Annotated in this window: 23 protein-coding genes; 14 read left to right on the top strand and 9 right to left on the bottom strand. The window is 39.0% G+C overall.

Annotation, left to right across the window (positions count from 1 at the left end):
* Positions 1-58 precede the first annotated feature (58 nt).
* The 5 genes from acpS to I6852_RS04320 form a co-directional block, all read right to left on the bottom strand.
* A complete protein-coding gene (gene acpS / locus I6852_RS04340) occupies positions 59-415 on the bottom strand; it encodes a holo-ACP synthase (protein ID WP_197291298.1) in 357 nt (118 codons plus the stop codon).
* A gap of 6 nt (positions 416-421) precedes the next feature.
* Positions 422-973: a flagellar basal body-associated protein FliL gene (fliL, locus tag I6852_RS04335; protein ID WP_000797032.1), complete on the bottom strand. Its 552-nt coding sequence runs from the start codon at positions 971-973 to the stop codon at positions 422-424.
* Between the two features lie 8 nt (positions 974-981).
* A complete protein-coding gene (gene rsmD / locus I6852_RS04330) occupies positions 982-1,584 on the bottom strand; it encodes a 16S rRNA (guanine(966)-N(2))-methyltransferase RsmD (RefSeq protein WP_197291299.1) in 603 nt (200 codons plus the stop codon).
* Positions 1,563-1,889: a dihydroneopterin aldolase gene (locus I6852_RS04325; RefSeq protein WP_197291300.1), complete on the bottom strand. Its 327-nt coding sequence runs from the start codon at positions 1,887-1,889 to the stop codon at positions 1,563-1,565. Before I6852_RS04325 ends, rsmD begins: the two co-directional genes overlap by 22 nt.
* Positions 1,890-2,041: 152 nt before the next feature.
* The gene (locus I6852_RS04320) at positions 2,042-3,052 is read right to left on the bottom strand and encodes an SAM-dependent methyltransferase (RefSeq protein ID WP_197291359.1); all 1,011 of its coding nucleotides are present in this window, start codon (positions 3,050-3,052) and stop codon (positions 2,042-2,044) included.
* Between the two features lie 133 nt (positions 3,053-3,185).
* Here I6852_RS04320 and I6852_RS04315 point away from each other — a divergent pair, with 133 nt between their 5' ends.
* The 7 genes from I6852_RS04315 to egtV all read left to right on the top strand — a co-directional run bounded on the left by I6852_RS04315 (position 3,186) and on the right by egtV (position 8,953).
* Complete coding sequence (locus I6852_RS04315) at positions 3,186-3,803, top strand: MBL fold metallo-hydrolase (protein ID WP_197291301.1); 618 nt, start codon at positions 3,186-3,188, stop codon at positions 3,801-3,803.
* On the top strand, positions 3,804-4,571 hold the full coding sequence (locus tag I6852_RS04310) for a HesA/MoeB/ThiF family protein (protein WP_197291302.1): 768 nt from the start codon (positions 3,804-3,806) through the stop codon (positions 4,569-4,571).
* A 15-nt stretch (positions 4,572-4,586) separates the two neighbouring features.
* The gene (gene motA, locus I6852_RS04305; RefSeq protein WP_000366184.1) at positions 4,587-5,360 is read left to right on the top strand and encodes a flagellar motor stator protein MotA; all 774 of its coding nucleotides are present in this window, start codon (positions 4,587-4,589) and stop codon (positions 5,358-5,360) included.
* A 2-nt stretch (positions 5,361-5,362) separates the two neighbouring features.
* Positions 5,363-6,136, top strand: a complete 774-nt coding sequence (gene motB / locus I6852_RS04300) for a flagellar motor protein MotB (RefSeq protein ID WP_001085364.1) — start codon at positions 5,363-5,365, stop codon at positions 6,134-6,136.
* 5 nt (positions 6,137-6,141) lie between these two features.
* Entirely contained in the window at positions 6,142-6,579 is a 438-nt protein-coding gene (locus I6852_RS04295) for a hypothetical protein (protein ID WP_025444993.1), read from the top strand.
* Positions 6,580-6,647: 68 nt separating this feature from the next.
* Positions 6,648-8,309 (top strand): ergothioneine transport permease/ergothioneine binding protein EgtU, encoded by a 1,662-nt coding sequence (egtU, locus tag I6852_RS04290; protein ID WP_197291303.1) that lies wholly within the window; start codon positions 6,648-6,650, stop codon positions 8,307-8,309.
* A gap of 2 nt (positions 8,310-8,311) precedes the next feature.
* Complete coding sequence (gene egtV / locus I6852_RS04285; protein ID WP_197291304.1) at positions 8,312-8,953, top strand: ergothioneine transport ATP-binding protein EgtV; 642 nt, start codon at positions 8,312-8,314, stop codon at positions 8,951-8,953.
* A gap of 11 nt (positions 8,954-8,964) precedes the next feature.
* Here the strand turns inward: egtV and I6852_RS04280 are convergent, their stop codons facing one another.
* The gene (locus I6852_RS04280) at positions 8,965-9,144 is read right to left on the bottom strand and encodes a hypothetical protein (protein WP_001847249.1); all 180 of its coding nucleotides are present in this window, start codon (positions 9,142-9,144) and stop codon (positions 8,965-8,967) included.
* Here I6852_RS04280 and I6852_RS04275 point away from each other — a divergent pair.
* The 7 genes from I6852_RS04275 (at position 9,136) to I6852_RS04245 (ending at position 15,551) form a co-directional block, all read left to right on the top strand.
* Positions 9,136-9,597: a hypothetical protein gene (locus I6852_RS04275; RefSeq protein ID WP_197291305.1), complete on the top strand. Its 462-nt coding sequence runs from the start codon at positions 9,136-9,138 to the stop codon at positions 9,595-9,597. The genes I6852_RS04280 and I6852_RS04275 overlap by 9 nt on opposite strands.
* Complete coding sequence (gene uvrC, locus I6852_RS04270; RefSeq protein WP_197291306.1) at positions 9,598-11,382, top strand: excinuclease ABC subunit UvrC; 1,785 nt, start codon at positions 9,598-9,600, stop codon at positions 11,380-11,382.
* 10 nt (positions 11,383-11,392) lie between these two features.
* Complete coding sequence (locus I6852_RS04265) at positions 11,393-12,658, top strand: homoserine dehydrogenase (protein WP_197291307.1); 1,266 nt, start codon at positions 11,393-11,395, stop codon at positions 12,656-12,658.
* Positions 12,659-13,003 carry a YraN family protein gene (locus I6852_RS04260; RefSeq protein ID WP_127964101.1) on the top strand — a complete coding sequence of 115 codons (345 nt, stop codon included), beginning with the start codon at positions 12,659-12,661 and terminating at the stop codon, positions 13,001-13,003.
* 91 nt (positions 13,004-13,094) lie between these two features.
* Positions 13,095-13,415 (top strand): thioredoxin, encoded by a 321-nt coding sequence (trxA, locus tag I6852_RS04255; RefSeq protein WP_000020199.1) that lies wholly within the window; start codon positions 13,095-13,097, stop codon positions 13,413-13,415.
* A gap of 5 nt (positions 13,416-13,420) precedes the next feature.
* Positions 13,421-14,356: a thioredoxin-disulfide reductase gene (trxB, locus tag I6852_RS04250; protein WP_001943586.1), complete on the top strand. Its 936-nt coding sequence runs from the start codon at positions 13,421-13,423 to the stop codon at positions 14,354-14,356.
* 373 nt (positions 14,357-14,729) lie between these two features.
* The gene (locus I6852_RS04245) at positions 14,730-15,551 is read left to right on the top strand and encodes a glycosyltransferase family 25 protein (protein ID WP_197291308.1); all 822 of its coding nucleotides are present in this window, start codon (positions 14,730-14,732) and stop codon (positions 15,549-15,551) included.
* Between the two features lie 221 nt (positions 15,552-15,772).
* Here the strand turns inward: I6852_RS04245 and I6852_RS04240 are convergent, their stop codons facing one another.
* The 3 genes from I6852_RS04240 to guaB form a co-directional block, all read right to left on the bottom strand.
* Positions 15,773-16,021: an RNA-binding protein gene (locus I6852_RS04240; RefSeq protein ID WP_000790561.1), complete on the bottom strand. Its 249-nt coding sequence runs from the start codon at positions 16,019-16,021 to the stop codon at positions 15,773-15,775.
* Between the two features lie 322 nt (positions 16,022-16,343).
* Complete coding sequence (locus I6852_RS04235; RefSeq protein ID WP_000401209.1) at positions 16,344-17,024, bottom strand: F0F1 ATP synthase subunit A; 681 nt, start codon at positions 17,022-17,024, stop codon at positions 16,344-16,346.
* Positions 17,025-17,145: 121 nt separating this feature from the next.
* Positions 17,146-18,591, bottom strand: a complete 1,446-nt coding sequence (gene guaB / locus I6852_RS04230; RefSeq protein ID WP_197291309.1) for an IMP dehydrogenase — start codon at positions 18,589-18,591, stop codon at positions 17,146-17,148.
* Positions 18,592-18,595: the final 4 nt, after the last annotated feature.

Genomic DNA, 18,595 nt, shown 5'->3' with positions numbered 1-18,595 from the left:
AAGCCGCTAAGCGTTTTTTAAAACAGAATGTTACGGGAGTTTTAGAATGCGTTATTTATCAATTTGACGAAGAAACCATCACAACCGCTATCGCAAAACCAGCGTCATGGCTGATGCTCGCGCTCAAGCTTTGGATGTTGAAATAATCCATTTTTTCTTTGGAAAGGGTGATTAAGGGGGCGTTTTTAGGGCTTTTAGAAATATGCATGTCTAAAAAGCTCAACTCCTTACCAATGCCCACTTGAAGGGCTTTAGAGCAAGCCTCTTTAAGCGCGAAAAACCCGGCGATACTGCTAAATTTATCCTTGCATAAAACAATCTCACTTGGGGATAAAAAACGCTCTAAAAACCTCATTTTAAAGCGTTTCACGCACTTTTCTACCCTAGCAATAGAGACAATATCTATGCCAACCATTTAAAATTATTGGATGATAAAATCAGTGAAAAAGACATTTTTAATAAAGCCATCAATCAAAAACGAATTCAAATGGCTCTTAATTTCATCTTTAAGCTTGTTTTTGCCTTTATTGGTAACCACTTCTTCCACGCTTTTAGATGACAGAATTTCTATAATCGTGTCTTTAATCGCTGTGTCTTTAACCTTGACTTCATTTAAAAGCTTTTCATTACTCAATTCTAACGAAATAGAAGCCTTAAGGTAGCGTCTGCCATTTTGAGAGACCAAATTCACCGCAAAAGGCGCATCAATCGCATACAAAGGCCCAAGCACCAAATATTGCTGGATATTAGAGCCTTCTTTGGCTTCTTGATTCTTGTTCGCCATAGGATTAGCTTGAACTTCTTGGGTGTTTTTAGAAGCGTTTTCTTTAGATTCTTCCTTATTCCCCATAAGCAGCATGATAATCACCCCCACCAATAAAAGCATCACTAGCACGCTTCCAATGATGACAAATAAAAGGGCTTTGCTTTTTTTTTGGGGTTGTTGCGCGGTATTTTCTTGTTCTTCTGCCATGCCTATTCCTATTGAAAATAAGTTAAAGTGGTTTTCCCGAATTTTTTCTGTTTGATTATAGCTAAAGTTACAAGACTTTTAGGCATTTCATGCAGGCTTTCATGCTCAAAAACCACTAAAAGATTTTTTGAATGAGAGCGGTTTAATAACCTTTCTAAAGCTTGAAAACATTTTTCATAAATCCCTAAAAACCCGCTCGTTTCAAAAGGAGGATCCAAATAAATAATATTCAAAACGCCATTTTTTAAACACAGCGTGGGCAAAAGCTTGAAAGCGTCATCTAAAAAGGTTTGAATTTCCATTTCCTTTTTCAAGCGGTTTTTAAAAAGGGAAATATTTTCTAAAAGCGTTTTATAAGCGTCTTTATTTTGCTCAAAAAACACCGCACTTTTAGCCCCCCTACTCAAAGCCTCTAAACCCATAGAAGCGCTGCCTGAAAACACTTCTATAAAATGCGCTCCTATAATTTCTGCTTGCAAGGTGTTAAAAAACGACTCTCTTACGATCGCTTTGGTGGGGCGCGTGCTAGAAACGTTAGGCAAATTCAAGCCCAATCCCTTACAAGCCCCCCCAATAATCTTAAATTTTTTTACTGGCTGATGATTTGGCATAATTTTTGGGTGTATTCTTCTAGCAATTGCTTAATCTTTTGCTCTTTAGAAATTTTCATTTCTTCGCAAGGTTTTTCGCTCGTCTTTAAAGCGCAATAAAAATTTTTTACATCTTCTTTCACGCTCTGTTTGGTGAAAGGCTTTCTTAAGCGCTCTTCTATAAAGCATAGGGGCTTATTAATCTCTAGCGTTTCATCATCGCTTAAAACAAGATCGCAAACTTCCACAGAAGAAAGGCAATCGCTCAAATAAAATTCCAAACTCTTTTGGATCAACAAAGACTTACAAGAAAGAAAAATTTTCAAAAAACCCCTTTATCCCATCAATAGGCTTAAATTGTTTCAAAATTATAGCGATTCTTTCTTTTAAACACCAATATTAAATAAATAAATCCCCCTTTAAAAAAACACAAACTCTTTATTATTAATTATTATTAGATTGTCAAAACGCTTTTAATTTACATTTTATTTTTTTTCACAAACTCTAACGCTTTGAAACGCTCCCCTAAACCCCCAGGGCTAATTAGGGGCTTGATTTTAGCCGCTTCTTTTAAATACCTTTCATAACTCACGCTCTTTGAAAACGTTTCTAACAACCCCATAATCCCCATATCAATCAAAGCGTTAGCCTGCGATTTGAAGAATGAAAATTGCGCGTGGTATTTTTCAAACAAAAAGCGCACCAGAGAAAAATTGACATCATAGGTCAAATCGCTTTGCTGATACAAAGAAGCCAGATGGTTTAAAATATCCTTAAAATCCAGCGCTTGGTGGTTTTTAAAAGCCCTTAAATGCATGTCTTTCCGCTCTAATTCATCGCCATAATCAAAGCTCAAAAACACCCAAGAAGAAGCCTGATTTAATTTCTCTAACAAATCCTTAATAAAAGCCTCTAAAAACAACGGCGCGCACCCTTGTTTTAAATTCAAATTTTTAAGAAGTTCTTTAGTGGGTTCATCAATATCGCCCCAAACGCCCTGATGATCATGGGTGATAAAAAGCATTTGATCGTCTTTAATGATCTCGCAAGCGAACGCGTCAAACAATTCATTAGAGACAACAAACGCGCTTTCATGCCCCTTGAAATCTAGATCTTTCAGATCGCAGATCATCAGATCCAATTGCGTGGCTTGTTTGAAAATGGTTCGTTGGAGTTTTTGCAATTCCTTTAAAGGCTCACAGCTGACAAACTCGCATTTTTCCATTACGCCCACGCTCAAATCGTTTAAAAAACTGGCTATATCGCTCAAAAAATGCCCATGATGAGAGCCAATTTCTACAATTTTTAAAGGCAAAAATAATTTTTCTTCTTCTAAAAGCTTGATGATATAAAACGCCATAGCGCCCCCAAAAAACTTACTCAAAGACACCGAAGTGTAAAAATCCCCTTTTTGACCGATTAGCGCTTTTCGGTAATACCCCTTTTCTCCATAAAGCCACTCTTGCATGTAATTCCCAAACGATCGCACGATTTTCCTTTCATTCAAACTCATCTCAACCAACAATAAGAGAGTGCTATTCTAGTCAAAATCGCCTTATTTTTGCGCTATGATATTATAATTATAATGACTTTTTAGGCTAGTTTAGTAGGGAGTTAGTAGTGTGGAAATTTTAAGGCGAGAATGCGGGGCGGTGGAAGAAAACGCTTATATTGTGAAGCTTTCTAGTGGGATGGATTTTATTATCGATCCCGGATTTTCTAGCAGCGAATGGGTGTTAGAAAACGCCAAGAATCCTAAGGCGATTTTAATCACGCATGGGCATTATGATCATGTATGGGATAGCGCTCAATTGTTAAAAACCCTTAAAGACACCCCCATTTACGCCCCAAAAGACGATGTGTTCATGCTAGAAAATGATATTTTCCATTTAGGCATGCCGGTTTTTAGCCCCAATTTTAGCGTGCCTTGCAATAAGGGTTGCACCACTTTAGAGATAGAAAACACTACCATTAAATACTGGCATTTTCCCGGACACACGCCCGGTTGCTCTATCATAGAAATAGAAGGGGTGATTTTTAGCGGGGATTTTATTTTTTATCGCAGCATTGGCCGTTATGATTTCCCTTATTCTAATGAAAAAGACATGAAAGAGTCCCTGTTAAGGTTTCAAAATTTAGATTTTTCTAAAGACATAGAGATTTATCCAGGGCATGGGGATAAGACGAGTTTTTTTGCTGAAAGAGAGCATTCTAAAATTTGGGTTTCAAGGATGGCTTAATTGTTAAGCCGGCTAGACAAAGAGCGTTATTTGCGCCATATCATGCTAGAAGATGTGGGCGAAGAAGGCCAATTGAAGCTTTTAAAATCTAGCGTTTTAGTCATTGGGGCTGGGGGTCTTGGATCGGCGGTTTTGATGTATTTGTGTGCCGCTGGGATAGGAAAAATAGGCATTGTAGATTTTGATGTGCTAGATATGAGTAATTTGCAACGCCAAATCATCCATTCACAGGATTTTTTAAACCAATCTAAAGCCTCTAGCGCGAAAGCGCGCTTGAAACAACTCAATGCGGGTATTGAAATAGAGGCTTTTGAAGAACGCTTTAAGGCTCATAACGCTCTTTCTCTCATAGAACCTTATGATTTTATCATAGACGCTACAGACAATTTCAACGCTAAATTTTTGATCAATGACGCTTGCGTGTTAGCCCAAAAACCCTATTCGCACGCCGGGGTTTTAAAATACAGGGGGCAAAGCATGAGCGTTTTGCCTAATAGCACATGCTTAGCGTGTGTTTTTGATAAGCCCCCTAAAAAGGGATTGAATCCTACTTCAGGGCTTTTTGGGGTTTTACCCGGGGTTTTAGGGTGTATCCAAGCGAGCGAATGCCTTAAATATTTTTTAGGGTTTGAAACTTTACTTATAAATACTTTACTTATAGCCGATATTAAAACGATGGATTTTAAAAAAATTCAAGCACCCAAAAACCCTGAATGTAGGGTTTGTGGCACGCATAAAATCACGCATTTACAAGATTATGAAATTTAGATTAAGGGGTAAGTTTTGGATCTATCAACCATACTAGGCTTGGTATTGGCGGTCGCTTCTATTTCATTAGGCGATATTTTAGAAGATGGTAACCCGTTACACATTATCCATTTGAGTTCAGTCATTATCATCGTGCCCACTTCGCTTTTTGCCGCCATGACAGGCACGCATGCTCGTTACGTGAAAGCCGCTTACAAAGAAATAAAAATTGTTTTTTTAAACCCTAAAATCAATTTAAACGAAACCATTAAAAATTTAGTGGAATTAGCCACTTTAGCCAGAAAAGATGGGGTGTTGAGTTTAGAGGGGCGAGTGGCGCAAATTGAAGACGATTTCACCCGTAATGGCTTGTCTATGATCATAGATGGCAAGGATTTAAAATCCGTTAAGGAAAGCTTAGAAATCAGCATTGAAGAAATGGAAGAGTATTACCACGGCGCCGCTCATTATTGGGAGACGGCCGGTGAGACCGCTCCTACTATGGGGTTAGTGGGGGCGGTTATGGGGCTTATGTTAGCCTTGCAAAAACTAGACAACCCGGCTGAAATGGCAGCAGGGATCGCTGGGGCTTTTACAGCCACTGTTACAGGGATTATGTGTGCTTATGCGATTTTTGGCCCTTTTGGGCATAAGCTCAAGGCTAAATCTAAAGACATTATCAAAGAAAAAACCGTTCTTTTAGAGGGGATTTTAGGCATCGCTAATGGGGAAAACCCAAGGGATTTAGAAAACAAACTCTTAAACTACATCGCTCCCGGTGAGCCTAAAAAATCTCAATTTGAGGGCTAAAGATGGCTAAGAAAAACAAACCCACCGAATGCCCCGCCGGCGAAAAATGGGCGGTTCCTTATGCAGACTTTTTGTCGTTGTTGCTCGCGCTTTTTATCGCTCTTTATGCCATTTCAGCGGTCAATAAATCTAAAGTGGAAGCCTTAAAAACCGAATTTATTAAGATTTTTAATTACGCCCCTAAGCCAGAGGCGATGCAGCCGGTTGTAGTGATCCCCCCTGATTCAGGGAAAGAAGAAGAGCAAATGGCGAGCGAAAGCTCCAAACCGGCTTCGCAAAATACCGAAACAAAAGCCACTATCGCTCGCAAAGGCGAAGGCAGTGTTTTAGAGCAAATTGATCAAGGCTCTGTTTTAAAGCTCCCCTCTAGTTTGTTGTTTGAAAACGCCACTTCAGACGCCATCAATCAAGACATGATGCTTTATCTTGAACGGATCGCTAAAATCATTCAAAAACTCCCTAAAAGGGTGCATATTAATGTGAGAGGTTTTACAGACAACACGCCTTTAACTAAAACCCGTTTTAAAAGCCACTATGAATTAGCCGCCAATCGCGCTTATAGGGTGATGAAAGTCCTTATACAATACGGCGTGGATCCTAACCAATTGTCTTTTTCTTCTTACGGCTCTACCAACCCTATCGCGCCTAATGACTCCCTAGAAAACAGAATGAAAAACAATCGTGTGGAAATCTTTTTTTCAACCGATGCGAACGATTTGAGTAAGATCCACTCTATTTTAGATGAAGAATTCAATCCCCACAAACAGCAAGAATGAATCGCATGAAACGAATTTTTTTGTTAATCTTTTTGTTGTTAGCGAGCCTTATTGCTAGAGAAAAGGACGCTTCTTCAAACCTTTTTGATTTGATTGATAAGGGGATCAACAGAGAACAAGAACTAAAAGAGCAGGAGCAAAAAACGCGCTTGAAACTGGCTCAAAGCCCTTTAGTAGCGTTAGAGATTGTCCCCCAAGAAACGCCCTATTTAGAATGGCAAGGGGCTAGGGAGTCGTATTATTTAAAGGTGAGCGCTGTAGTGGAGAGCGTGGTTATTTTAAAGATTGACATCAATCAAGGGCGTTCTTGCTCGCTCTACCCCACGCCTAAAAGCGTTTCTTTAGTGAGGAATCAAAGCGTAGCCTATGAAATTTTATGCGAAAACCAGCCCCTATGGATAGAAGTTAGCACCAATTTAGGCAAACGCACCTTTCAGTTTTAACCTGCAACCAACATTAAAGAATGCCTTTAGCGTTTTAAAACCCCTTTATTCAAATAAGTTTAGTTATAATGCCAAGCATGGGCGTTTTTAAACATTTATTCAAAGAATTGTATGAATGGTTGCTCCATTCTATAGATGTAATCACACAGCATTTAGTTGCCATAGTGTTAAAAATAAGCGTGGTAAAACATTTGATACAAGGATTTCATGATCGCTTCATTTATTTTATAGATTTGATTGCGCAACATTTTATCATCGTTGCACTTTCTGGTTTTCTCGTGCTGGTGTTTGGGGTTTTGATTGGGGTTTTTGTGTTTTATAATTCAAAGGCTAGAGCGTTTTTGCTCCCTGTGGTGAATTTCCTCTACACCATCCCATCGCTTGCGTTATTTGCGTTATTCATTCCTGTGATTGGGGTGGGGCTAAAAAACGCGCTTTTAGTGTTGGTCTTATACGGCTTATTACCCATTGTCCATAGCACTTATAACGCTTTAAAAGAGGTGAGAGAAGAGATCATTAAAGCCGCTATTGGGCTAGGGTGTAACCCCAAAGAGTTGTTTTTTAGGGTGCGATTCTTGCTCGCTATCCCCCAAATTTTAGCGGGCTTAAGGATTGCGGTGGTGATGTTAGTAGCGATGGCTGGGATTGGGGCGCTCATTGGGGCTGGAGGCTTAGGGCAGGCGATTTTTAGAGGGCTAAACACGCAAAACACCACGCTTTTAGTAGCAGGTAGTTTGATCATAGCTCTTTTTAGTGTTTTAGCGGATAAATTTGTGAGCGTCTTTCAGCATGAAAACGCCTTACAACGCCTATTTTCTCAAAACGCCACCAAAAAACAAAAAAGAAGAGTTTATACTAATTTAGCGGTGTTTCTTTTTTTATTGCTAGCGAGCGCTTTATGGCTCATTCCTAGAAACGCCATAGAAGAAAAGCCCTTAGTCGTGGCCACAAAACCTAGCAGCGAGCAGTATATTTTGGGCGAGATTTTAAGCCTTTTGTTAGAAAAACACCACATTCCTATCAAGCGAGCGTTTAGCATTGGTGGGGGGACGATGAATATCCATCCGGCATTAATTAGGGGCGATTTTGATTTGTATGTGGAATATACCGGCACCGCTTGGGTGAATACGCTCAAAAACCCTTTGACGCAAAAAGTGGATTTTGAAACGATTAAAAAGCGTTATGAGAAGGAATTTAATCTTTTATGGGTGGGGCTTTTGGGCTTTAACAACACCTATTCCTTAGCGATTTCTAAAGAAGACGCTCAAAAATACGCGATTGAAACTTTCAGCGATTTAGCCCTTCATAGCCCAAATTTTGATTTTGGAGCGGAGTTTGACTTTTTTGAAAGAGAGGACGCTTTTAAGGGCTTAGTGAAAGCTTACCGCTTTCGTTTTAGAAGTTTGCATGAAATGGATATTAATTTGCGTTATAAAAGTTTTGAATCCCATAAAATCAACGCTTTAGATGTCTTCACTACAGACGCTCAAATCAAAGAGTTGGATTTAAAGGTGCTTAAGGACGATAAAGGGTTTTTCCCTAATTATCAGGCCGGTATTGTTATAAGAAAAGAAATGATAAAAAAGTATCCTGAAGTATTAAAAATCTTAGAAAAATTGGATTCAAAAATTAGCGATGAAAAAATGCAAGATTTAAATTATCAGGTGGAAGCGTTGAAAAAAAGCCCCCAAATCGTAGCTAAAGATTTTTTAGAAAGCTTGGGGTTATAAGCATGAAAGAAATCGTTACAATAGAGAATGTGTCTTTTAACTACCACAATCGTGCTGTTTTTAAAGATTTTAATTTAAGCATTCAAGAAGGGGATTTTTTATGCGTTTTAGGGGAGAGCGGGAGCGGTAAAAGCACGCTTTTAGGCTTGATTTTAGGGCTTTTAAAACCCAGTTTGGGGAGCGTTAAAATCTTTAATGAGACCCTTTCAAACAACGCTTTTTTACGCCAAAAAATAGGCTATATCGCTCAAGGCAATTCCTTATTTTCTCATTTAAACGCCATGCAAAACATGACTTTTTGCCTTAATCTGCAAGGCATGGAAAAAGAAGCCTCTCAAAAAGAAGCCAAAGCCTTAGCGTTAAAAATGGGGTTAGATGAGAGCCTTATGGATAAATTCCCTAACGAATTGAGCGGGGGGCAAGCCCAAAGAGTGGGCATTATTAGGGGGATTATCCACAGGCCAGAACTCATTTTATTAGACGAGCCTTTTAGCGCTTTAGATAGTTTTAATCGTAAGAATTTGCAAGATCTCATCAAAGAGATACACCAAAATTCTCACGCTACTTTCATTATGGTAACGCATGATGAGAGCGAGGTGCAAAAGTTAGCCACAAAAACCCTAGAAATCAAAGCCCTTAAATAAGAGCAATGATTTTAAGGCTCGTTTAAAAATTCTGGAGTGGTGCTGTTGGTGGGCGTTTGCATAGAAGAATTAGAGCTGTTTGAAGTTTTTTTAGCGGGTTTTTCATTGAATGGGGGGGCTTTATAGCCGCAAGCTTGAATCGTTATTGCCACAAGCGTTAAAAAGCATGTTAAGATCAGTTTATGGAACAAAATATTTTCTCCTTACTCATTCAAAAAAAGTCTTATAAAAAGCTTGAAACCCTTTTGAAACTCAAAAAGCTTAAGGTTTTTATGCCTTTAAGTTTACAAGAAAATTTGCTTTTTATCTTCATAAGAGACTCTAAATTGCTTTTTGCGTTTAAAGATCTTTGGGCTTCTAAAGAATTTAACCAGCGATTCGCTAAAGAAATCAGCCATTTTTTAAACACGCAAGGGCATGCTTATGGGTTTGACGGGTTGAATGGGTTAGAAATTTTAGGTTATGTGCCTAAAGACGCGCTAAAAAAAGCCAATTTTTATGCCCCCATTAAAAAACAAGCCCGTTTTTTTCGCCCTAGCACTTTAGGGTTGTTCCATAACCCCATTAAAGACGCTCGTTTGCATGAATGTTTTGAAAAAGCGCGCGCTTTGATCCACTACCAACGAAGTTTTTTTGAGGAATGAATGGCTGATTTATTGTCCAGTTTGAAAAACCTTCCTAATAGCAGTGGCGTGTATCAATATTTTGATAAAAACCGCCAATTACTCTATATCGGTAAAGCGAAAAACTTAAAAAAACGCATCAAAAGCTATTTTTCTATCCGCAATAATGAAATCACGCCCAATCATCGCATAAGCTTACGCATCCAAATGATGGTCAAACAAATCGCTTTTTTAGAAACCATTTTAGTGGAAAACGAGCAAGACGCTTTGATTTTAGAAAATTCTTTAATCAAGCAGCTCAAGCCCAAATACAATATTCTTTTAAGAGACGATAAAACTTACCCTTATATTTACATGGATTTTTCCACTGATTTCCCTATCCCTTTAATCACACGAAAAATTTTAAAACAGCCTGGCGTTAAATATTTTGGCCCTTTTACGAGCGGGGCTAAGGATATTTTGGACAGCTTGTATGAATTGCTCCCGTTGGTTCAAAAGAAAAATTGCATCAAAGATAAAAAGGCGTGCATGTTTTATCAAATAGAGCGTTGTAAAGCCCCATGCGAGGATAAAATCACCAAAGAAGAGTATTTGAAAATCGCTAAAAAATGTTTAGAAATGATTGAAAATAAAGACAGACTCATCAAGGAGCTTGAATTAAAAATGGAGCGCCTTTCTAGTAACTTGCGTTTTGAAGAAGCTCTCATTTACAGGGACAGGATAGCTAAAATCCAAAAAATCGCCCCTTTCACTTGCATGGATTTGGCCAAACTCTATGATTTGGATATTTTTGCTTTTTATGGCGCAAGCAATAAGGCGGTGTTGGTGAAGATGTTTATGCGTGGGGGTAAAATCATTTCTTCAGCGTTTGAAAAAATCCACTCTCTTAATGGGTTTGACACTGATGAAGCGATGAAACAAGCCATTATCAATCATTACCAATCGCATTTGCCTTTGATGCCTGAACAGATCTTATTGAGCGCTTGCTCTAATGAAACGCTTAAAGAATTGCAAGAATTTATCTCCCACCAATACTCTAAAAAAATCGCTCTTAGCATTCCTAAAAAAGGCGATAAGCTCGCTTTAATAGAAATCGCTATGAAAAACGCTCAAGAGATTTTTAGCCAAGAAAAAACCTCTAGTGAAGATCGGATTTTAGAAGAAGCGCGATCGCTTTTTAATTTAGAGTGCGTGCCTTATAGAGTGGAAATCTTTGACACAAGCCACCATTCAAACAGCCAATGCGTGGGAGGAATGGTCGTGTATGAAAACAATGCATTTCAAAAAAACTCTTATCGGTGCTACCATTTAAAAGGCTCTAACGAATACGCTCAAATGAGCGAGTTGCTCACCAGAAGAGCCTTAGACTTTGCCAAAGAGCCACCGCCTAATTTGTGGGTGATCGATGGAGGGAGAGCGCAATTAAACATCGCTTTAGAAATTTTAAAAAGCAGCGGGAGTTTTGTAGAAGTGATCGCTATTTCTAAAGAAAAAAGGGATTCTAAAGCTTATCGCTCTAAAGGGGGCGCTAAAGACATCATCCATACGCCTAGCGATACTTTTAAATTGCTCCCTAGCGACAAACGCTTGCAGTGGGTGCAAAAATTGCGCGATGAAAGCCACCGGTATGCGATAAACTTCCATAGATCCACTAAACTTAAAAACATGAAACAAATCGCTCTTTTAAAAGAAAAGGGTATAGGAGAAGCCAGCGTGAAAAAATTGTTGGATTATTTTGGGAGTTTTGAAGCGATAGAAAAAGCGAGCGAGCAGGAAAAAAACGCCGTGTTAAAAAAACGAATCTAAAGGAAAAAACATGAAAAAAAGATTGAATATAGGGCTTGTGGGTTTAGGGTGTGTGGGGAGCGCGGTCGCTAAAATCTTACAAGAAAATCAAGAAATCATCAAAGACAGAGCCGGTGTGGGAATTAAAATTAAAAAAGCGGTGGTGCGAGACGTGAAAAAGCACAAGGGCTATGCTTTTGAAATCAGCGATGATCTAGAAAGCTTGATAGAAGATAAAGAAATTGATATTATCGTGGAGCTTATGGGTGGGGTGGAAGCGCCTTATCTTTTAGCTAAAAAAACTTTAGGCAAACAAAAAGCCTTCGTTACAGCCAATAAAGCCATGTTAGCGTACCACCGCTATGAATTAGAGCAAACCGCTAAAAACACCCCCATAGGCTTTGAAGCGAGCGTGTGTGGGGGTATCCCTATTATCAAGGCTTTAAAAGACGGCTTGAGCGCTAATCACATCCTTTCTTTTAAAGGGATTTTAAACGGCACAAGCAATTACATTTTAAGCCAGATGTTTAAAAATCAAGCGAGCTTTAAGGACGCTTTGAAAGACGCGCAGCATTTAGGCTATGCGGAATTGAACCCTGAATTTGACATTAAAGGCATTGATGCGGCGCACAAATTGTTGATTTTAGCGTCTTTAGCGTATGGCATTGATGCGAAATTAGAAGAAATCTTGATTGAAGGCATTGAAAAAATAGAGCCAGATGACATGGAGTTTGCTAAAGAGTTTGGTTATAGCATCAAACTTTTAGGCATCGCTAAAAAACACCCAGATTGCATTGAATTAAGGGTGCATCCAAGCATGATTAAAAACGAATGCATGCTCTCTAAAGTGGATGGGGTGATGAACGCTATCAGCGTTATAGGGGATAAGGTGGGCGAGACTTTGTATTATGGGGCTGGGGCTGGGGGAGAGCCTACCGCAAGCGCGGTCATTAGCGATATTATAGAAATCGCAAGGAAAAAAAGCTCTCTAATGCTAGGCTTTGAAACCCCTCAAAAACTCCCCCTAAAACCCAAAGAAGAAATCCAATGCGCTTATTATGCACGCTTATTAGTGAGCGATGAAAAAGGGGTTTTTTCTCAAATTAGTGCGATTTTAGCTCAAAATGATATTTCGCTCAACAATGTCTTGCAAAAAGAAATCTTGCATTCCAACAAGGCTAAAATCTTATTTTCCACGCACACCACCAACGAAAAGTCTATGCTGAACGCCCTTAAAGAGCTTGAAAATTTACAAAGCGTGTTGGATACCCCTAAAATGATCCGTTTGGAAAATTGAATGCGTTTTTTAAATAACAAGCACAGGGCAAAGGGCTTGAAGGCTGAAGAAGAAGCTTGCGGGTTTTTAAAAACACTGGGCTTTGAAATGGTGGAGAGGAACTTTTTCTCAAAATTTGGCGAAATTGATATTATCGCTTTGAAAAAAGGGGTTTTGCATTTCATTGAAGTCAAAAGCGGGGAAAATTTTGATCCCATTTATGCGATCACGCCGAGTAAATTAAGAAAGATGATTAAAACGATCCGCTGTTATTTGTCTCAAAAAGATCCCAATAGCGATTTTTGCATTGACGCTCTTATTGTGAAAAATGGTAAATTTGAGCTTTTAGAAAATATCACTTTTTAGATTTTTATAAAAAATCAATGCGGTTTCATTAACATTCTTAGGATAAGATAGTTCTCGTTAATCAAAATCATAGAATAATTAGGAGTAACCAATGAGTCACTATATTGAATTAACTGAAGAAAATTTTGAAAGCACCATTAAAAAAGGGGTTGCGTTAGTGGATTTTTGGGCGCCATGGTGTGGTCCTTGTAAGATGCTATCCCCTGTGATTGATGAATTAGCTAGCGAATATGAAGGTAAGGCTAAGATTTGTAAAGTCAATACCGATGAGCAAGAAGAATTGAGTGCGAAATTTGGTATTAGAAGCATTCCTACGCTTTTATTCACAAAAGATGGCGAAGTCGTCCATCAGTTGGTGGGCGTGCAAACTAAAGTTGCTTTAAAAGAGCAATTGAACAAACTTCTAGGCTAGTAGCCATGATAGATTGCGCGATTATTGGAGGTGGTCCTGCGGGTTTGAGCGCGGGGCTTTATGCGACTAGAGGCGGTGTTAAAAACGCCGTTTTATTTGAAAAAGGAATGCCTGGAGGGCAAATCACTGGCAGTAGTGAGATTGAAAACTATCCGGGCGTTAAGGAAGTGGTGAGCGGGTTGGATTTCATGCAACCATGGCAAGAGCAATGCTTTCGCTTTGGCTTAAAGCATGAGATGACCGCTATTCAAAGGGTTTCTAAAAAAGACTCTCATTTTGTTATTTTGGCAGAAGATGGCAAGACTTTTGAAGCTAAGAGCGTGATTATCGCTACCGGTGGTAGCCCTAAACGCACAGGCATCAAGGGCGAGTCAGAATATTGGGGTAAAGGCGTTAGCACTTGCGCGACATGCGATGGCTTCTTTTACAAAAATAAGGAAGTAGCGGTGCTTGGTGGGGGCGATACCGCCGTAGAAGAGGCGATTTATCTAGCCAACATCTGCAAAAAAGTCTATCTCATCCACAGAAGAGATGGTTTTAGGTGTGCACCTATCACTTTAGAACATGCCAAAAACAATGATAAGATTGAGTTTTTAACCCCTTATGTGGTGGAAGAAATCAAGGGCGATGCTTCTGGCGTGTCTTCTTTAAGCATTAAAAACACAGCCACTAACGAAAAAAGAGAATTAGTTGTGCCGGGGTTTTTTATTTTTGTGGGTTATGATGTGAATAACGCTGTGTTAAAACAAGAAGATAACTCCATGCTATGCGAATGCGATGAATACGGCTCTATTGTCGTGGATTTTTCCATGAAAACGAATGTTCAGGGCTTGTTTGCGGCAGGAGATATTCGCATTTTTGCCCCTAAGCAAGTGGTTTGTGCTGCAAGCGATGGTGCTACGGCAGCCTTAAGCGTGATTTCTTATTTAGAACACCATTAAATCAAGCTCATAGCCCTAGATTTTAGGGCTATAAGTTCTCGCTTCAAACATTCATTGGATTTTCAAAGCTTGTAAGGTATTTTAGGTTTTGTTATTTTAATCTTATTTTAGCCGCAATATTATTTCGTTCTCTTGCTATTGGTTTTTAGTTGGGTATTGATCACAAAATTTAAAAACGCTTAAAACATTTTTTACAATCAATATAATAAAAGAACTTGTTTGATCAAAAAAGCGCTCCTTAGGGGGTTGTGGGGATTTAGTTGGGGGTTGTAGGGGGGAGAACTACTTTAATACCCCTATTCTCTTAAGAGTTTTATTGTAAAACAGAGCCTAAAAACGATATACTCTATTAAAAATTATGGGAGTTTAAGCTTTGCGTGTTTTTATCATTTCTTTAAATCAAAAAGTGTGCGATACATTTGGTTTGGTTTTTAGAGACACCACGACTTTACTCAATAGCATCAATGCCACCCACCACCAAGCGCAAATTTTTGATGCGATTTATTCTAAAACTTTTGAAGGCGGGTTGCACCCCTTAGTGAAAAAGCATTTACACCCTTATTTCATCACGCAAAACATCAAAGACATGGGGATTACAACCAATCTCATCAGTGAGGTTTCTAAGTTTTATTACGCTTTAAAATACCATGCGAAGTTTATGAGCTTGGGGGAGCTTGGGTGCTATGCGAGCCATTATTCCTTATGGGAAAAATGCATAGAACTCAATGAAGCGATCTGTATTTTAGAAGACGATATAACCTTGAAAGAGAATTTTAAAGAGGGCTTGGATTTTTTAGAAAAACACATCCAAGAACTAGGCTATGTGCGTTTGATGCATTTGTTGTATGACCCCAGCGTGAAAAGTGAGCCATTGAGCCATAAAAACCACGAGATACAAGAGCGTGTGGGGATTATTAAAGCTTATAGTCATGGGGTGGGGACGCAAGGCTATGTGATCACGCCCAAGATTGCCAAAGTTTTTTTGAAACACAGCCGAAAATGGGTTGTTCCTGTGGATACGATAATGGACGCTACTTTTATCCATGGCGTGAAAAATCTGGTGTTACAACCTTTTGTGATCGCTGATGATGAGCAAATCTCTACGATAGCGCGAAAAGAAGAGTCCTACAGCCCCAAAATCGCTCTAATGAGAGAACTCCATTTCAAATACTTGAAATATTGGCAGTTTGTATAATTAATAATAAAAAATACTAAAGAGCGTTTTAAAGCTTTAGCTGCCCCTATTTGATTAGAGTAAAGCTCGTTTTTAATCGCTTTTAAGAATGGATTACAATCTTTAAATGGATTTTAAAAGGGTTTTAACCCCTTTTAGCTTCTATAAGCAATCTAAATAAGACGCATTAAGAGAATGAAACGCATTAGAAAATTATTTTCTAATTTTCTAATGCTTTAAGATTAAGACTTTTTAGGATTGGCTTCGGTTACCCTAATCGTTCTGCCCATAAAATCCGTATTATCCAATTTAGCAATCGCTTCGCTAACGCTCTCTTCTTGCATTTCTACAAAGCCAAAACCTTTAGGTTTCTTCGTTTCTCTGTCATAGATCAGCTTGACATTAAAAACTTTGCCAAATTGACTGAAAAGCTCCTTAACTTGCTCACTAGTAGCACTATAAACCAAATTCCCTACATAAATGTTTTTCAAGATAAAATTCTCCGGTAAAAAAATGACAACATACCCATAAGAATATGAAAAAGTTATAAAAAAGTAACACTTCTAAAACCCAAACACATCCAAAACAGAAGTATGGTGGATTTTATCTAATGATTGCTTAAAAAATTATAAAAGCTATTAAAATTGGGTATTGATAATAAAATAGAACTTACACAAGCAAGCGGTAATTTTAAAAAGCGTTATCAAAGGATAAGGGGGAACATGGTTTCAAAACCACCCCCCTATCCTTTTAAGCTTTACCATAAAACAAAGTTTTAAAAAACAATATTAAATCCGAACAAGAATGTTTCGCTTAATGCCCTTCATCGGTTAAAACAGCCCCTGCCAAATACACATAAGTGAGAATCATGAAAACAAAAGCTTGTAAAATCCCCATGAAAAACAAAACCATAAAGGGCGCTACAGGAACCGCCCAAGGCACTAATAAAAGCATGATGAGCAAGAACATGTCATCGCCCTTAATATTCCCAAACAAACGAAACGATAAAGACACAATCCTAGAAAAATGCGAGATGATCTCAATAGGGAACATGAAAGGAGCGAGCCACTTCACAGGACCTGCAAAATGAGCGAAATACTTAAAAAAGCCCTGCACTCTAATGCCTTCAAAATGGTAATAAAAAAACACAATCAGCGCTAAAACCAGCGTAAAGCTCCAGCTAGCCGTAGGGGATTCAAAACCAGGAATGATGCCTATCATGTTAGAAAAAAAGACATACAAAGCGATCGTGCCTGCTAGGGGGAAGTATTTGCGGGCTAATTCTTCGCCTATAATATCCTTAGCCACGCTCAAAATCGCGCTAATAATGCTCTCATACACATTCTGCAAACCCATAGGTACCATCTGCATTTTGCGCGACGCACCAAGCGAAATGAAAAACATCAAAACCGCTGTCAAAACGACAAAAAACCCGGTGATAAAATCATGATTGGAGCTAAAAAAATTAGCAATAGTAAATACTCTGTGTTCCATGAAAAAGTTTCTCTAAGCCTTATTGAAAATTTCCTTAATTGTAGCAATTAAGTTTTAAAAACTCATTAAACCAAGCTTTTTAACGAGTTTTTTAACGATTTGTCTTGTTTTCTTTTAAAATTCACCCATAATAATTAGGGGCTTCTTTAGTAATATCCACGCCATGCACATGGCTTTCTTTTAACCCCGCGCTAGTGATTTCTACAAATTCAGCGTTTTGATACAATTCCAAAATATTCTTCGCCCCCTGATACCCCATAGAAGAGCGCACGCCCCCTACTAATTGGAAAATCATATCCGAAACCTTACCACGATAAGGCACACGCCCCTCAATACCTTCTGGGACTAACTTTTCACTCGCCACGCCCTCTTGAAAATACCTATCAGAGCTCCCTTTAGTCATAGCCCCAATGCTACCCATGCCCCTATAGCTTTTATATTGCCTCCCTTGATAGATCATAAAATCCCCTGGAGATTCTTCTGTGCCAGCGAGTAAAGAGCCTATCATCACGCTTGATGCCCCTAAGGCTAGAGCCTTAGCCACATCGCCTGAATAGCGGATCCCTCCATCGGCAATCACAGGAATATCAAATTTAGACGCTACTTCCACGCAATTATCAATCGCGCTCACTTGGGGCATTCCCACCCCAGCCACAATCCTAGTGGTGCAAATGCTTCCTGGCCCAATACCCACTTTAATAGCGTCCGCTCCCGCGCTAATCAAATCGCTTGTGGCCTCTTTAGTCACCACATTCCCCACAATCACATCAACTACCAAACTTTTTTTAATCTCTTCTAAAGTGTGTAAGATATTGGCTGAATGCCCATGCGCGCTGTCTAGCACCAACGCATCCACCCCCGCTTTAACTAACATTTCAGCCCTATCCAACTGCCCCACTCCAATAGCCGCCCCCACTCTCAAGCGCCCAAAAACATCTTTATTAGCCTCAGGGTATTCAATGCGTTTTTGAATATCCTTGATCGTGATCAAGCCTTTTAAGACATTATCTTTATCCACAATAGGCAATTTTTCAATCTTATGCTTGTGCATCAAATCGCTCGCTTCATCCAAACTAATGCCCACATGAGCGGTAACTAAAGGCATTTTAGTCATCACATCGCCCACTTTTTTACTCAAATCGGTTTCAAAGCGCACATCTCTGTTGGTTAAAATCCCAATCAACAACCCCTTATCATCTACCACAGGCACGCCTGAAATCTTGTAATTATCCGTTATGACTTTAGCATCCGCTAGCGTCCTGTGCGCGTGGATAAAAATAGGATCATTAATCACCCCGCTCTCGCTTTTTTTAACTTTAGTGATTTCTTTGACTTGCGTTTGAATATCCATGTTTTTATGCACGATGCCAATACCCCCAAGGCGCGCCATAGCGATAGCGGTTTTATGCTCTGTAACCGTATCCATAGCCGCACTAATAAAGGGGATATTCAAACGAATGTTTTTAGTTAGGCGAGACTTTAAGCTCACATCTTTAGGTAAAACGCTGGATTTTCTAGGCACCATCAACACGTCTTCAAAAGTCAAAGCCCTTTGTAAAATTCTCATTTTC

It is taken from the genome of Helicobacter pylori (assembly GCF_015904775.1).
Classification (GTDB): Bacteria; Campylobacterota; Campylobacteria; order Campylobacterales; family Helicobacteraceae; genus Helicobacter; species Helicobacter pylori_DM.
The sequence above is the reverse complement of the archived record's forward strand: the minus strand, read 5'-3'. Positions and strand labels throughout refer to the sequence as shown.

What these genes read in the sequence shown, in the direction of transcription:
- I6852_RS04295 (WP_025444993.1), top strand. Translation starts at nt 6,142, where the DNA reads ATGAAACGAATTTTTTTGTTAATCTTTTTGTTGTTAGCGAGCCTTATT.
- motB (WP_001085364.1), top strand. Translation starts at nt 5,363, where the DNA reads ATGGCTAAGAAAAACAAACCCACCGAATGCCCCGCCGGCGAAAAATGG.
- guaB (WP_197291309.1), bottom strand. Translation starts at nt 18,591, where the DNA reads ATGAGAATTTTACAAAGGGCTTTGACTTTTGAAGACGTGTTGATGGTG.
- rsmD (WP_197291299.1), bottom strand. Translation starts at nt 1,584, where the DNA reads ATGCCAAATCATCAGCCAGTAAAAAAATTTAAGATTATTGGGGGGGCT.
- I6852_RS04235 (WP_000401209.1), bottom strand. Translation starts at nt 17,024, where the DNA reads ATGGAACACAGAGTATTTACTATTGCTAATTTTTTTAGCTCCAATCAT.
- egtV (WP_197291304.1), top strand. Translation starts at nt 8,312, where the DNA reads ATGAAAGAAATCGTTACAATAGAGAATGTGTCTTTTAACTACCACAAT.
- uvrC (WP_197291306.1), top strand. Translation starts at nt 9,598, where the DNA reads ATGGCTGATTTATTGTCCAGTTTGAAAAACCTTCCTAATAGCAGTGGC.
- I6852_RS04265 (WP_197291307.1), top strand. Translation starts at nt 11,393, where the DNA reads ATGAAAAAAAGATTGAATATAGGGCTTGTGGGTTTAGGGTGTGTGGGG.
- trxA (WP_000020199.1), top strand. Translation starts at nt 13,095, where the DNA reads ATGAGTCACTATATTGAATTAACTGAAGAAAATTTTGAAAGCACCATT.
- egtU (WP_197291303.1), top strand. Translation starts at nt 6,648, where the DNA reads ATGCCAAGCATGGGCGTTTTTAAACATTTATTCAAAGAATTGTATGAA.
- trxB (WP_001943586.1), top strand. Translation starts at nt 13,421, where the DNA reads ATGATAGATTGCGCGATTATTGGAGGTGGTCCTGCGGGTTTGAGCGCG.
- fliL (WP_000797032.1), bottom strand. Translation starts at nt 973, where the DNA reads ATGGCAGAAGAACAAGAAAATACCGCGCAACAACCCCAAAAAAAAAGC.
- I6852_RS04260 (WP_127964101.1), top strand. Translation starts at nt 12,659, where the DNA reads ATGCGTTTTTTAAATAACAAGCACAGGGCAAAGGGCTTGAAGGCTGAA.
- acpS (WP_197291298.1), bottom strand. Translation starts at nt 415, where the DNA reads ATGGTTGGCATAGATATTGTCTCTATTGCTAGGGTAGAAAAGTGCGTG.
- I6852_RS04275 (WP_197291305.1), top strand. Translation starts at nt 9,136, where the DNA reads ATGGAACAAAATATTTTCTCCTTACTCATTCAAAAAAAGTCTTATAAA.